Here is a 13122-nt window from a genome sequence, read left to right on the forward strand (position 1 = left end):
CCCAACCCCCCCCGCCCCCCGCCCCCCCGCGCGGGGGGGCAGGGCGGCGCCCCGGCGCCCCCCCCCCGGCCGGGGCGGTCTCCCCGGCCTTCCGCGCGCCGACATTCCGGCACGCACACAAGCGGGTGCCGCCGCTTGTGCAGCCCGGGCGATCCCCCTCCGCCCCGGCCGTCCTTGCCCTTGCTACCCCGGTCTCGCCGACGGGCAGGGCCGCAGCGCAGCGCTGCGCTGCAGCCCTGACCAAAAGGAGAAGATCATGAATGCGATTGTGAGAACCGAAACGGCGAGCGAGAGCGGAACGGAAATTTTCGTGCCGCTGAACAAGCTCAAGAAATCGCCGCGCAATGCGCGGAAGACGCCGCACAGCGCGGCGACGATCGAAGCGCTGGCGGCGAGCATCGAGGCCAAGGGAATGCTGCAAAATCTGGTGGTGGAGCCGGAGCTTGACGCGAGCGGCTGCGCGACCGGGTTCTATTTTGTCACGGTGGGCGAAGGCCGGCGGCTGGCGCAGCTGCTGCGCGCCAAGGGAAAGCAGATCAGGAAGACCGAGCCGGTTCGCTGCGTTCTCGACACGCACAACGATCCGCACGAGATCAGCCTCGACGAGAACGTCACGCGCGAGGCGATGCACCCCGCCGACCAGTTCGAGGCCTTCCGCAGGCTGCACGAGGAGCGCGGCTGGGGCCTGAGGAAATCGCCGCCCGCTTCGGCGTCACGCCGCACGTGGTGCGGCAGCGCCTTCGCCTCGGCGCGGTCTCGCCCCGCCTGATGCAGGTCTATCGCGAGGATGGCTTGACGCTGGACCAGCTGATGGCCTTCGCCATCACCGACGACCACGCCCGGCAGGAGCAGGTTTACGAAAACCTCTCCTACAACCGCGATCCCTGGGTCATCCGCCGCGAACTCACCCGCACGCACGTGCCGGCGAGTGACCGCCGCGCCATCTTCATCGGCCCGGAGGCTTATACGGAGGCGGGCGGCGTGATCATCCGCGACCTGTTCAGCGAAGATCGCGGTGGCTACTTCGAGGATGCCGCCCTGCTCGACCGGCTGGTGATCGAGAAGCTGCAGCGGATCGCCGATGATGTGCGCGAGAGCGAAGGCTGGAAATGGGCGGACGTGCACATCGACTATCCGCACGCCCATGGCCTGCGCCGCACCTATCCGAAACCGGTGGACCTGTCGCCGGAAGACGAAGCGGCCTGCATGGCAGCGCGCGAGGAATACGACCGGCTGGCCGAGGAATGGGACGGCGCGGACGCGCTTCCGCAGGATGTCGAGGAACGGTTGGGCGAGATCGAGGCCGAAATCAAGCGTCTCGATGCAAAACGCTATGCCTTCGATGCCGATGAGATCGCCCGGGGCGGCATCTATGTCGTGCTGTCCTATGAAGGCGCGCCACGGATCGAACGCGGCTTCATTCGCGCCGAGGACGAGCCGCCCGCAACGGCGGGTGGCGAGGATTGCGACGATGCGTCAAGCGATGGCGAGGTCGCCGGGACCGATCTCGATCCGGACTCCGACAGCGAAGACGAAGCGGAATTGGAGGAAAGGCCGCTTTCCGACCTGCTCGTGCGCGATCTGACGGCGCACCGCACGCTTGGCCTCCGCCTCGCCGTCGGTCAACAGCCGGACGTGGCGCTGATCGCCGTCACGCACGCGCTCGCCGCGCAGACCTTCTATCATGGCGCAGAAGCCCATTGCCTCGAAATCCGCCCGAACAGCGCCCCTCTGGCGAACCATGCCGACGGCATCGCCGACACGGCGGCGGCGAAGGCGCTGGCGGACCGTCACGCGGGATGGGCGGCGGACATGCCGCGCGACGTGGCGAGCCTATGGGATTTCGTCGCCTCTCTCGACCAGACCAGCCTTCTGGCGCTCTTCGCCCACTGCGCCGCTCTGACGGTCAATGCCGTGAAGCTGCCATGGGAGCGCAAGCCGCAAGCACGGGAGACGGCGGACAGGCTGGCGGCGCGGCTTCGCCTCGACGTGTCCGAGCATTGGGCGGCAACCGCGCGCAACTATTTTGGTCGCGTCACCAAGGCGCACATTCTGGCCACTGTGCGGGAAGCCGTCGGCGATGAAGCGGCGGCACGGCTTGCCGGATTGAAGAAGCAGCCGATGGCGGAGGCAGCCGAGACCCTTCTTGCAGGGACGGGCTGGCTTCCTCCCCTCCTGCGGACACCGGACCTCGATCAGGTGGCCTCGGAAGCCGCAGCAGAGACCAAAGACCTCGATCCCGCACCTTGCCTTGAGGAAAGCCAGTCTGCGGAAGGCGGGGCTTTCGACGTCGCGGCTGAGTAAGCCGCCGCCGGAGCCGCAGGCGGCTCCGGCAACCCTTCGATCAGAAAATTTTCGGCCGCGCGTCAGACGCGCGGCCGGTTTTGTATTTCACGAAGGGGCGCAACGTCCCAATTCATGTTGAAGGGCAGCGGGCATTTCGCCGGAAGCCGCCCCGTCGCGGGCGAGCTTCATCATCCGCCGTGTCCACCGGGCGGATGAAGGCCAGGAAGCGAGCAGCCCTCGTCCTCGCCTGCATCACGCTTGCCACTGGTGTCAGCTGAAAAGTCCGGTTCGCCTCACTTGGCAAAGTGATGCGGCGCGTTCCAGGGCTTAGCCACTTCGATCCGGCGGCAAGACTGGTGGCGAGGAGCGAAGGCGCAACCGCCCTCACCCTTTGCGGTCTCTCCGGGCCGGCAGCCAAAGCCCACGCGCATCGTGCCAGCTGACAGGTCATGCCCAACCCGGCTGCAGACTCCTGGAGCCCGGAAACCGGTGCAGCAGCCATCGTCGTGTCTCCTTCTGCCTGACGATCCGGCAGCACCCGACGCGGCCTCGAATGGGTCGGGTCTGACCGGAGAACGGCTCCGCCTCGATCGCCTTCCTGCAACGCCCGCCGCCGGCTTTTTTCCGCCGCGCGTTCCGCGCTTTGCATCGCGAGAACAAAAAAGACCGTTGGCGGCCGTCGGGCGCTCGCGCTTCGCCCTGCGGGTGCAGGGCCGATCGTCTCCGGTCGAAAGACCCCCATCGAGGCCGCGATGGGCGCGGCCCGATCAGCAGAAGGAGACACGACAATGGCAACCATCGGCACTTTCCTGCGCACCCCCAAGGGCTTCCGCGGCTCGGTCAAGACCCTCAACCTCAACGTCAAGGCGGTCGAGTTCCTGCCGGCCGAAAGCGAGAACGAGAAAGGCCCGGACTACCGCATCTTCGCCGGCGCCACCGAGTTCGGCGCCGCCTGGAAGAAGACCTCGCGCGAGGGCCGCGACTACCACGCCGTCAAGCTCGACGATCCGAGCTTCGCCGCCCCGATCTACGCCAGCCTGGTGGAGACCGAGAACGAAGGCGAGTTCGCGCTGATCTGGTCCCGCCGCGCCGCCGAGTAGCATCGCTTGAAGACGAAGCCCCGTCGCCCGCGACGGGGCTTTTTCACGCTCATGCCCGCCTTCTACCAAGGCCATCGGCCACCGAAAAGACAGGAACAGCCACCAAGGTGGCACTGCCTTGCTTGGGGCTCCGCCCCCGGCGCGGCGCAAGGCCCGCTGCCGCTCGGCCGAAGCGGCCTCCCCAGTCTTCCTCGCCCCTATCCCGAGATCCAAACGTCATCAGCTCGTCCAGACCCGCGCCTGCCGCTCGGCCCTCCGGGTGGGTGATCCCCCTCCGCTCCGGCCGTCCTTGCCCCTTGCACCCCCGGTCTCGCCGACGGGCAGGGCTGCAGCGCAGCGCTGCGCTTGCAGCCCAGTCATGAAAGGAGAAGACCAATGAACATGATGACGAACACCCCTGAAACGGCCGGTTACCGCGTCGATGTCTCGCGCGGGACGCGGATCAGCCGCGTTGCCTCGGAATGGTTTTCGCGGTCGGACGATGAGCGCTTTCTTTCGCTTTCCGATCTTTACGACGCGGTGAAGCAGCGGGCGGACCGCGCCAATGTGCGCACCGTGGAGAGCCGCGCCGTTCGCGTGGAGGCCAGCCGGGAAAATCCGGAGCGGCTGTCCTTGCAGGTTCCCGGACAGGATCAACCCCTTGCGCCAACCCATTGGAGTTTCGGCCAATTGTGCAGCCTTGTTGGCGCGCCCGCGGCCTATATGCGGCAGCTCCCCGCGGCGCTGGCCGGCATAAACCTGCAACACGGCCTGCTTTCCCATCGCGCCGAGCTCATGAAGACGCTGGAGGCGGAGGATGGACGCGTTGAGCTTCGCGCCGTCACAGGCCCGGATTATGGCCGCATCTGGGACCACGAGCTTGTCGCCGCCGTGATGAAGATCGCCGGCAACGGCACCGGTGACACGATGTGGAAGGTGCCCGGCATGCTCGACTGGCAGACCATGCGCCACAATCCTTTTGTGGACATCACGAAGGACACCACCACGCTTTATGCGAGCGACCGCGATGTGTTCTTGTTCCTGGTGGACGACACGCACCCGATCGAGGCGGGACGCCTGCCGGATGGCGAGCCGGACCTTTATTTCCGCGGCTTCTATTGCTGGAATTCGGAGGTGGGTTCGAAGACGCTCGGCATTGCCAGCTTCTACCTGCGCGCCGTCTGCATGAACCGCAACCTCTGGGGCGTGGAAGGCTTCGAGGAGATCACAATCCGGCACTCAAAATTCGCCGCCCAGCGCTTCGCCCATGAGGCGGCCCCTGCCTTGGCGCGCTTCGCCACATCCTCACCGGCGCCTTTCGTGGCCGGCATCAAGGCGGCGCGCGAGCGGATCGTCGCCCGCAACGACGAGGACCGGGAAAACTTCCTGCGCAAGCGCGGCTTTTCCAAGAGCGATACGGGCAGGATCATCGAAACGGTTTTGCATGAGGAAGGACGCCCACCCGAAAGCATCTTTGATTTCGTGCAGGGCATCACCGCCTGTGCCCGCAGCCGGACGCATCAGGACAGCCGGCTTGAACTTGAGGGAAAGGCAAAGGCCTTGCTGGAGCGCGCCGCTTGAGCAGCAAAGCCGCGCGGCGGATCACCGGCCGCGCGGCGTACCTTTTGGAGAAGATTCACACGGGCTAACGCGGCGGCCACAAAGGGCGCTCGCCGCTGTGCGCGGCTCGCGGAAGGCAATTTCACTCATAGGAACCACTTTTCCAAACGAAGATTAGAAGGGATTGGCTACCGCTTTTGCGGCGTAATAAGAACGCAGGGGTCAATCTGGAGCGCTTCGGCGATCCGCCCGAGGACAGTGACGCTCGCCGAAACCCGCGCGCGTTCGATCGAGCCGACATAGCGCATGCTCAATCCGGCACGAGCGGCCAATTCCTCCTGCGTCAGTTCTAGGTCATTGCGAATCCGACGCATGTTGATCGCCATGACCTCCTTAAGGTCCATGGCGCGATGGAGATCAGAATGGGAATGATCGTTCTAGGAACGATAGTTCCTATTCGCTATAAGGGTTGGCGTGACGCAAGTGAAATGCGCCCACGCGCAATGCAAAAAACGGACGAGCCCTGGCATGCGTGCGCCTTTACTCGACCCCAATGTGGCGGATGTCGCACCCGACGCGCCGATCCTGACCGGCTACGATGAAGAGCGGCTGCTCACCTATCTCCGGCTGCTCGATGCCGCCGAGGAGGATGCAGACTGGCGCGAGGTGGCGAAGATCGTCCTGCACATCGATCCCGGGAAGGAGCCGGAACGGGCATACCGGGCCTGGGAAAGCCACCTCGCCCGCGCCCGCTGGATGGTGACCCACGGCTACAAGTACCTGCTGGCGGGTGGCGCCCCCCATTGAGGCCTGCGCGTTGTGCCGATTCAACAAACCGGTTTGCCGAGATTCCAGCTCCTCAACAGGCGGCGGGTCTGCAACCTGATACGCGCAAGGCAAGCGGGCACGAGGGCGGACGCCATGCCGGCTGGTGACTGGACCGATCCGGCAAACTACGAGCATATGCGCGGGTACGAGGCCGCGGAGTTCGCCGCCGAATACCTGCTGCGCAATCGAGCCTTCCTTGCCGAGTGCCACGCTCTTTCGGCTGACCCGGAGGCCGTCACGGGCGAATTGATCGCCGCGCCTGCTTTCGTCGCAAAATGGGGGCTGCGATTTCCGCGCGGGCCGTAGGGGGGCCCCCTCACCTTCAGACATCGTCTGGACCGAAGAGGCCCTCCCGCGTGTCCTGAGGGCGACAAGGCTGCCCAACCGCTCCAGTGGGCTTCCGCCTATCCCGGTGAACGAACTTCCTGGCGTCCGAATCCATTCCCATGGTGACGAGAGCCATATCGTGTGGCCGGCGGCTGACGGGCCGCACCGCCTACTTGCAGATCGAGATGTCGATGCTGCGGTCAACGCGATCGTTCTTCCGCTCGACGAGACCTTCGAGGCGAGGCTCGACGCCGCCCGCAGGTTCTGGCGGGCGCTGAAGGGCCGGCGGACAGGCCCACCATACGGAGCGCTGCCGCAGCAGACAAAACACAGACATATGCTCAATTTGCGCACGCTCGACGCCCGGCAGAGCGGCGCCACGCACCGTCAGATCGCCGAAACACTCCTGTCGCGGGACCCCATCGATCCGCGCGACTGGCGCGACCATCACCTGCGCCACAAGGTGCGGGCGATCCTGCGCCGGGCCGACCGCCTCGTCGCCGGCGGCTATCGCGACCTCCTCACCTACCCACATAGCCGCCGTCGCATCGACCGCTCCTGAGGGAGCAAAAACACACCCCTCCATCTTTGCCCTCCTCCGCATTCGCCTCCCTCACGCATCGTCCTTGCCGCGCGTCCCGGCAGGCCAGGACGGCATCAAAAACCGGTAAGGAGTGCGAAAATGTCGAAGGGTCCCGCGGACGCGCACCCAAAATATCTCACGACAAAGGAGGCAGCCCGCGTCGTCGGCCTCTGCCCGCGCACGCTGGAGAAGCACCGCACCTACGGCACCGGCCCGCGCTACTCCAAGGTCGGCGGCCGCGTGCTCTACAGCATCGACGATCTGAAAGCCTGGATTGAGATGGGCGCCCGCTCATCGACCAGCGATGCCAATGCGGCCACCTTGCCGCCCGCCAAGCCGCACGCTGCCCGCGCGCCGGCATACAGCGGTGGCCGCCCGCGGCAATCTTGAGACGGGTTGAGGCGATGCAGCACATTGCTATCGATCAGGAGCCGCTCATGCCGTTCCGCGCCCGCACGGGCGAAATCGCGCCGCGCGATTCCCAAGATCTCATGGCATGGCCGTTCTTCTCGCTCGCCAAATCGCGGCGCACCACACCAATCGACTTCCGCATGGGCGAGATTTCCATCCGCGTCGAAGCCACCGCCGAATTTGGCATGGCGACGATCTGGGATGCCGATATCCTCATCTGGGCGGCCAGCCAAATCGTCGATGCGCGCGACAAGGGCTTGCGCACCTCCCGCCTGATGACCGCCACCCCGTACGAAATTCTCACCTTTCTCGGCCGCGGCGATTCCGCGCTCGCCTATGGCAGGCTGAAAGCAGCGCTTGATCGCTTGCAGTCCACCACCGTCGCAACCTCAATCCGCCAGCCGGCAGAGCGGCGGCGGCACCGCTTCTCCTGGATCAACGAATGGAAGGAACGCCTGGACCGAGGCGGGCGGCCGCTGGGGATCGAGCTCATTGTGCCGGACTGGTTCTATGCCGGCGTTCTCGACGACACGCTCATTCTCACCATCGACCGGGCCTATTTCAGGCTGACGGGCGGCCTCGAGCGCTGGCTCTACCGGCTCGTGCGCAAGCACGGCGGCCACCAGGCGCATGGGTGGAGCTTCGATCTCCGCCACCTGCATCTCAAGTCCGGTAGCCTCTCGCCCTTCAAACGGTTCACCTTGAGCTGCGCGACATCGTTCGCCGGCAACCGCTGCCCGGTTACAGCCTGGCGCTCGCCAGCGATCCGGACGGGAGCCGCCGGCTCTCCTTCCAACCCGCTGCGGCCGACACAGCATCCACAAGGAAACGGCGGCGCGGCCGGAGCAGCCACGGATTATCTCCGAGGGAAGAGCTGTGAGTACACCCGTACGATCGGGAACCGCCGCTCCCGTACGATCAGGAACCCGATTCCCGTACCATCGGGAACCGGGACAGCCCCTAAGCTGCTTTAATGACGGTATAATTTGCCGCTCTTCTAACATTACTAACCTGGAATCCTTCGGATTCCTTCTAACGCACCGGACACTTTCGGCCCCATGTGGACAGGGTTGCCGAGCAGCAGCGCTGGTAACACCTCGAAGCCGGCTCGATCTCCCCTGCGTCCCGCTGTCCGGTCTCCCGTTTCCCGGCATCGGAGCAGCACCATGAAACAGCAGGACCAAGGTCGCCACGGCAGACCGACGGCTTCGGAACGCGACGACCTCACGCATGTGGAGCTGGTCTGGCTGAAGAAGCGGATCGAAAACTATATCCGCTTCGGAAAGGCCGCCGAAAAGCGGATCATCGACCGCAGCCGGCGCGTCTTTTCCTTCGCGCCAGGCAGCGTCTTCGCCTTCGTTCGCTGGGCGGCCAACGACTACGGCACCATTGCCTCGCGCCTTGATATCCTGCGTGCCGCCTCGCCAGGAAAGCGATGCTCCACCGTCGCCTATTTGCGGCCCGGCGCCGAAATTCTGCTGACGGCAAAAGGCTGGCCGAATGTCGAACGAGTGCTGAAGGTCATCGATCAAATCGAGGCGCTCGACATCGATCCCGCCGACGTCTCGCCTGACTACTGGCGGCATGTCCACAGCCGCCTTGCTGCCCGTGAGACGCCGCGTCCCTATACCCGCCAGCGCCATGAAGCCTGGCTCCTGCGCCGTCGGATTGCACCATGAGCAGGCGGCAACTGGTCATGGCCGGGATGCTTGGCAGCATAGCGTTGATGAGCGTCCTGGCGTGGATCGAACACCGGCCAAGGCTGATCTGGAACGCATCGGCGAGCCTTCCAATCGGCCTCTATCGCGCGGAGCCTGCCAGCGAGATCGCCGTCGGCGAGATCGTTCTCATCACGCCGCCCGAAGCACTTGCACGGTTTCTCACGGGGCGCGGCCACCTTCCCCCGGGCGTCCCGCTCCTGAAGCGCGTCCTCGCTTTTCCAGGCGCCACCGTCTGCCGCGTCGGCGACCATATCACCGTCGACGGCGTCGCCCATGGACAGGCACAACAACGCGATCGTCATGGCCGTAAGCTGCCGTTTTGGCAGGGCTGCCGCGTGCTCGCTGACGGCGAGGTGTTCGTCATGAACCGGGATGCGGCCGACAGCTTGGACGGGCGATATTTCGGGCCGCTTCCGGCCGCCTCGATCGTTGCTCGTGCCGTCCCTGTCTGGACCTTCGGCGACACGACCGCCGCACGCGCCCACCGGCTTTCCAGCGAGCGGGCGGCCGAGCAGTCCCCCTTCCCTTCAACCATCCCCAATCAGCAGAAGGAATGAATGCCATGCCACAGATCGGCACGTTCAAGCGCACGCCCGACGGCTTCTTCGGCAACATGCGCACGCTCACCCTGGGCGCGAAGCTCGCCATCCTCCCAGCCGAAACTTCCGGCGCCGAGAATGCGCCCGATCATCGTGTGTTCTGCGACGGCATCGAGATCGGCGCCGCATGGGAACGCACAGGCGAGAAGGCCGGCACGTATCTTTCCGTTGCCATCGACGATCCGTCCTTCGGCCACCCAATCCGCGCCAGTCTGTTCCGCTCCGGTTCCGACGAGGACGTCTGGACGCTGCATTGGAGCCGGCCATCGCGGCGCGACGAGCGGACATAATCCGATGCGGTCGTTGCTTCCTTGCGTCCACTTCCATGCAAACCCTCTGATCGATCGAGCGCCGATCAAACCCTCCGACCCGATCGCCTTCCCAGCCGCCGCCAAGCGCAGCGAAGGTCAAGGGCGGCCGGACGGTTCCCATCCTTGCAACGAGAGCGTTGCTGAGCATGCCTGCGGGAACCCGTCCAGCCGGCGCAGCCTTGCCCTTGAAGGGAGTGAGCACGGCCGCACGCTGGCGGTGCATCGGGATGGCGGTCAGCGGACTATAGGCCGTTCGGGCGTGGGGCTGGCGGCGTGCCTAGTCGTCAGCTTTCTGGCCGCTTTCGCGCATGCCAGTGACAAGCATCCAAGTAAGCCAGCAACAGCTCAGGCGACAACGTTCTGGTCGGAGTTCGTCGCCGAAGCTGCCGCCCGCTTTGCGATCCCCGAACACTGGATAGAGGCCGTCATCCGCGTCGAGAGCGGCGGCAATGCGCGCGCGGTCTCGCCGAAAGGCGCCATGGGGTTGATGCAGATCATGCCGGCCACCTGGCACAAGCTGCGCATGCGCCACGCCCTCGGCGACGATCCGTTCCTGCCGCGCGACAACATCCTCGCTGGCGCAGCCTACGTGCGAGAAATGCTCGACCGCTTCGGGCGGGAAGGCTTCCTTGCGGCCTATAATGCCGGTCCGGCGCGATATCAGCAGCACCGCGCAACGGGCCGTCCTCTTCCCGCCGAGACGATGGCATACGTGGAGAAGCTGAGCCCACTTGTCGACGCTGCGGCGCATTTTCTGTCGGTGGCAGAGCAGCCAATGAACCGAGCAGACGCGCTTCGATCGCCGATGTTTCCGCAGCACCGCGGCAGCGATAAGGATGGTCGTTCGCAGGAGATGAGCACGCGCAAAACACGTCCTCAGTCGCTCTTTGCATCAGTCCGGTCGCTCGCGGCAACACCGACCTATACCGCCCCGGTCAGCGACGTGACTGCGTTCACGCCAGCGATGAACATGCTGCCGCATCGCTCTGGCACTGCCGAGAATTCGGCATTCAGCGGCCTGTTCGTGCAGCGATCCTCCGATCCTTCGCAATGACACCCTTCGCCTCGGTCAATCGCACTCCGGCCTGCTCCGTCGCGTTATCTGCGGCGAACCGGCTGGCCGGCGCGGGCACCGGCGCACTATGGCAGGATAAAGGGGCGCGAGGTGCGCTGCGGTTGGAGGGCGGGACAACAAGGGCGCTCCGCGATGTGCCCACAGGAAGCATAATGTGCGCCGCCGCGAGAAAATCCGCTCATGCAAGGAAAGCATGCACCTCGCGGAAACGGCATCGATGACCAAGGATGATGACATCAACGTCCGTCTCGGCCGCATCCGCTCGCGAGCCGGCCAACGCGCCAGACCCTTCGTCGCCCAGGCACTCGCCGCCGCCCAGCGGGCCGGCGGCAACATCTCGCGCCGGGGCCGCATCGTCTCGCCGCGCGCCTCGACCTTCGGCCGCGGCCGCGCCGCGAGCCTGCGCGCCAACCGTCTGCTCACCAGCCGCTCGCGCGGGGTCGTGGTCAAGGCCCGTGTCGTGCGCCAGGCCAAGGGAACCGCCCCGCTCGCTGCTCACCTCAAATACCTGCGCCGTGAAGGAGTCACCCGCGACAGCGAGAAGGCGCAGATGTTCGGAGCCGACACGAACGAAGCCGACCACGAGGCATTCGCGGACCGCTGCAAGGACGACCGGCATCATTTCCGCTTCATCGTCTCGCCGGACGATGCGCAGGAACTCGGCGACCTGAAAGATTTCGCCCGCGAACTGATGCGCGATATGGAGCGCGATCTGGGCACGCGCCTCGATTGGATTGCCGTCGATCACTGGAACACGGAACACCCGCATGTGCACATACTGGTGCGCGGCGTGGCGGAAGATGGCGAAAACCTCGTTATCGCGCGCCACTATATCCGCCAGGGCATGCGCGACAGGGCAAGCGAGATCCTCACACAGACGCTCGGGCCGCGCACCGACCATGAGATCCGCCGCAGCATCGAACGGCAGATCGGCGCCGAGCGATGGACCCAGCTCGACCGCCAGCTTGTACGCGATGCCGATCGGTACGGTTTCATCGATGCCGCCCCATCCCCGGATCGGCCACCGGACGAATTCCTGACGCTGAAGGTGGGGCGCCTGCGCAGGTTGGCGAGCCTCGGGCTTGCGTCCGAGATTGCGCCCGGACGGTGGGTTATGGCTGACGAGGCCGAGACGACGCTCCGGTCGCTCGGCGAGCGCGGCGACATCATCAAGCGGATGCACCGCGCCCTGAAAGATCACAGCATCGACCGAGGAACATCTGGCTATGTTCTCGCCGCCGAAGAGATCGACGCTCCGGTTATCGGGCGGCTCCTCGAGCGCGGCCTCGACGACGAGCTGCGCGGAACGGCCTATGCGGTGGTCGATGGCGTCGATGGGCGTGTCCACCACCTCCGTTTTCCTGACCTGGAGGCGACAGGTGACTCCGCGCCGGGCTCGATCGTCGAGCTCCGCCACTACGAAGATGCCCGAGACAAAAGCCGCGCAGCACTCGCCGTTCGCTCCGACCTCGCAATCGGAGATCAGATACACGCTAGCGGCTCGACTTGGCTTGACCGGCAGCTTGCCGCCCGTGACCCGGTCGAGCTTGGCGAGGGTGGCTTTGGCCGGGAGGTCCGCCAAGCGCTCGACGCGCGCGCAGAACACCTGATTGCGGAGGGCCTCGCACGGCGCGAGGAACAGCGCCTCATCCTCACCCGCAACCTGCTTGCCACTTTGCGCGACCGGGAGATCGAGGCATTATCCGAGCGCCTCGCCAAGGAGACCGGCATCCCGTTCACGAGATCGGTGGAAGGCGAACACATCGGCGGCGTCTACCGCCAGCGCTTCCGACTCGCCTCCGGGCGCTTTGCCATGATTGATGACGGTCTCGGCTTCCGCCTTGTCCCATGGTCGCCCTCGCTGGAGAAGCACCTCGGGCGAGAGGTTAACGGCATCGCGCGACCCGACGGCGGTATCGATTGGACCTTCAGCCGCAAGCGCGGGCTCAGTCTCTGACTTAGGATGAGCAAAGTCGGTTTCATGGGCGGTCTGATTTACGAAGACGACATTGTCCGGAAGCCACACTTGCTGAGCGGGATGGTCGCCTTTGGGGCCGTAACCGGACTGTCGGCTCTTGGGCGGGCCACGCGCATAGCGGACGTTCGGGACCCGACCCTTTTTCGGTCGTTCCGGCCCAAGCCGAAAGGCCCTCAAAGCAGTTGATCACTGAGCTATCACGGCCTATCGGCGACCTTCAAATGGACGCGTTCAACCATCCAGCCAAGCGGCGAGACCATCCAGCGTCTGCAGCCCGTATTCCACGGCACCGAAGTCAATGACTGCCTTCCGCCGCTCGCGGCTGGGATGAAGCTGGCGCATGGTCAGCACGGTCTTGCCGTCC

The 13122-nt window shown here is 65.4% G+C and carries 12 protein-coding genes and 3 pseudogenes; 13 read left to right on the forward strand and 2 right to left on the reverse strand.

What is annotated here, in order from left to right; translation table 11 throughout:
* The first annotated feature begins 256 nt into the window (after positions 1–256).
* The 3 genes and pseudogenes from RIN79_RS21070 to RIN79_RS21080 all read left to right on the forward strand — a co-directional run bounded on the left by RIN79_RS21070 (position 257) and on the right by RIN79_RS21080 (position 4946).
* Positions 257–2304: pseudogene (locus tag RIN79_RS21070) on the forward strand (ParB N-terminal domain-containing protein).
* 770 nt (positions 2305–3074) lie between these two features.
* Entirely contained in the window at positions 3075–3386 is a 312-nt protein-coding gene (locus RIN79_RS21075) for a DUF736 domain-containing protein (protein WP_309086671.1), read from the forward strand.
* Between the two features lie 375 nt (positions 3387–3761).
* Positions 3762–4946 carry a DUF932 domain-containing protein gene (locus RIN79_RS21080; protein ID WP_309086672.1) on the forward strand — a complete coding sequence of 395 codons (1185 nt, stop codon included), beginning with the start codon at positions 3762–3764 and terminating at the stop codon, positions 4944–4946.
* Positions 4947–5113: 167 nt separating this feature from the next.
* On the opposite strand, the gene RIN79_RS21085 is transcribed toward RIN79_RS21080, so the two are convergent.
* Positions 5114–5329: a helix-turn-helix transcriptional regulator gene (locus RIN79_RS21085; protein WP_309086673.1), complete on the reverse strand. Its 216-nt coding sequence runs from the start codon at positions 5327–5329 to the stop codon at positions 5114–5116.
* Between the two features lie 124 nt (positions 5330–5453).
* On the opposite strand from RIN79_RS21085, the gene RIN79_RS21090 reads away from it, so the two are divergent.
* The 10 genes and pseudogenes from RIN79_RS21090 (at position 5454) to RIN79_RS21135 (ending at position 12737) form a co-directional block, all read left to right on the forward strand.
* On the forward strand, positions 5454–5732 hold the full coding sequence (locus RIN79_RS21090; protein ID WP_309086674.1) for a DNA -binding domain-containing protein: 279 nt from the start codon (positions 5454–5456) through the stop codon (positions 5730–5732).
* Positions 5733–5846: 114 nt separating this feature from the next.
* Complete coding sequence (locus RIN79_RS21095; RefSeq protein WP_309086675.1) at positions 5847–6059, forward strand: transcriptional regulator domain-containing protein; 213 nt, start codon at positions 5847–5849, stop codon at positions 6057–6059.
* A 106-nt stretch (positions 6060–6165) separates the two neighbouring features.
* The gene (locus tag RIN79_RS21100; protein WP_309086676.1) at positions 6166–6642 is read left to right on the forward strand and encodes a DUF2285 domain-containing protein; all 477 of its coding nucleotides are present in this window, start codon (positions 6166–6168) and stop codon (positions 6640–6642) included.
* Positions 6643–6762: 120 nt separating this feature from the next.
* Positions 6763–7053 carry a helix-turn-helix domain-containing protein gene (locus RIN79_RS21105; RefSeq protein ID WP_309086678.1) on the forward strand — a complete coding sequence of 97 codons (291 nt, stop codon included), beginning with the start codon at positions 6763–6765 and terminating at the stop codon, positions 7051–7053.
* Positions 7054–7067: 14 nt separating this feature from the next.
* Positions 7068–7954: pseudogene (locus tag RIN79_RS21110) on the forward strand (replication initiator protein A).
* Between the two features lie 286 nt (positions 7955–8240).
* Positions 8241–8753, forward strand: a complete 513-nt coding sequence (locus RIN79_RS21115; RefSeq protein WP_309086679.1) for a DUF2840 domain-containing protein — start codon at positions 8241–8243, stop codon at positions 8751–8753.
* Entirely contained in the window at positions 8750–9352 is a 603-nt protein-coding gene (locus RIN79_RS21120; protein ID WP_309086680.1) for a S26 family signal peptidase, read from the forward strand. The genes RIN79_RS21115 and RIN79_RS21120 overlap by 4 nt, the downstream gene beginning before the upstream one ends.
* A 5-nt stretch (positions 9353–9357) precedes the next feature.
* Complete coding sequence (locus RIN79_RS21125) at positions 9358–9684, forward strand: DUF736 domain-containing protein (RefSeq protein WP_309086681.1); 327 nt, start codon at positions 9358–9360, stop codon at positions 9682–9684.
* Between the two features lie 4 nt (positions 9685–9688).
* Positions 9689–10759: a lytic transglycosylase domain-containing protein gene (locus RIN79_RS21130; protein ID WP_309086682.1), complete on the forward strand. Its 1071-nt coding sequence runs from the start codon at positions 9689–9691 to the stop codon at positions 10757–10759.
* 238 nt (positions 10760–10997) lie between these two features.
* A complete protein-coding gene (locus RIN79_RS21135) occupies positions 10998–12737 on the forward strand; it encodes a DUF3363 domain-containing protein (RefSeq protein WP_309086683.1) in 1740 nt (579 codons plus the stop codon).
* A gap of 252 nt (positions 12738–12989) precedes the next feature.
* Here the strand turns inward: RIN79_RS21135 and RIN79_RS21140 are convergent.
* A pseudogene (locus tag RIN79_RS21140) lies at positions 12990–13122 on the reverse strand (ATPase); the annotation flags it as partial.

It is taken from the genome of Chelativorans sp. (assembly GCF_031180965.1).
GTDB lineage: Bacteria > Pseudomonadota > Alphaproteobacteria > Rhizobiales > Rhizobiaceae > Chelativorans.

What these genes read in the sequence shown, in the direction of transcription:
- RIN79_RS21075 (WP_309086671.1), top strand. Translation starts at nt 3,075, where the DNA reads ATGGCAACCATCGGCACTTTCCTGCGCACCCCCAAGGGCTTCCGCGGC.
- RIN79_RS21080 (WP_309086672.1), top strand. Translation starts at nt 3,762, where the DNA reads ATGAACATGATGACGAACACCCCTGAAACGGCCGGTTACCGCGTCGAT.
- RIN79_RS21085 (WP_309086673.1), bottom strand. Translation starts at nt 5,329, where the DNA reads ATGGACCTTAAGGAGGTCATGGCGATCAACATGCGTCGGATTCGCAAT.
- RIN79_RS21090 (WP_309086674.1), top strand. Translation starts at nt 5,454, where the DNA reads ATGCGTGCGCCTTTACTCGACCCCAATGTGGCGGATGTCGCACCCGAC.
- RIN79_RS21095 (WP_309086675.1), top strand. Translation starts at nt 5,847, where the DNA reads ATGCCGGCTGGTGACTGGACCGATCCGGCAAACTACGAGCATATGCGC.
- RIN79_RS21105 (WP_309086678.1), top strand. Translation starts at nt 6,763, where the DNA reads ATGTCGAAGGGTCCCGCGGACGCGCACCCAAAATATCTCACGACAAAG.
- RIN79_RS21115 (WP_309086679.1), top strand. Translation starts at nt 8,241, where the DNA reads ATGAAACAGCAGGACCAAGGTCGCCACGGCAGACCGACGGCTTCGGAA.
- RIN79_RS21120 (WP_309086680.1), top strand. Translation starts at nt 8,750, where the DNA reads ATGAGCAGGCGGCAACTGGTCATGGCCGGGATGCTTGGCAGCATAGCG.
- RIN79_RS21125 (WP_309086681.1), top strand. Translation starts at nt 9,358, where the DNA reads ATGCCACAGATCGGCACGTTCAAGCGCACGCCCGACGGCTTCTTCGGC.
- RIN79_RS21130 (WP_309086682.1), top strand. Translation starts at nt 9,689, where the DNA reads ATGCGGTCGTTGCTTCCTTGCGTCCACTTCCATGCAAACCCTCTGATC.
- RIN79_RS21135 (WP_309086683.1), top strand. Translation starts at nt 10,998, where the DNA reads ATGACCAAGGATGATGACATCAACGTCCGTCTCGGCCGCATCCGCTCG.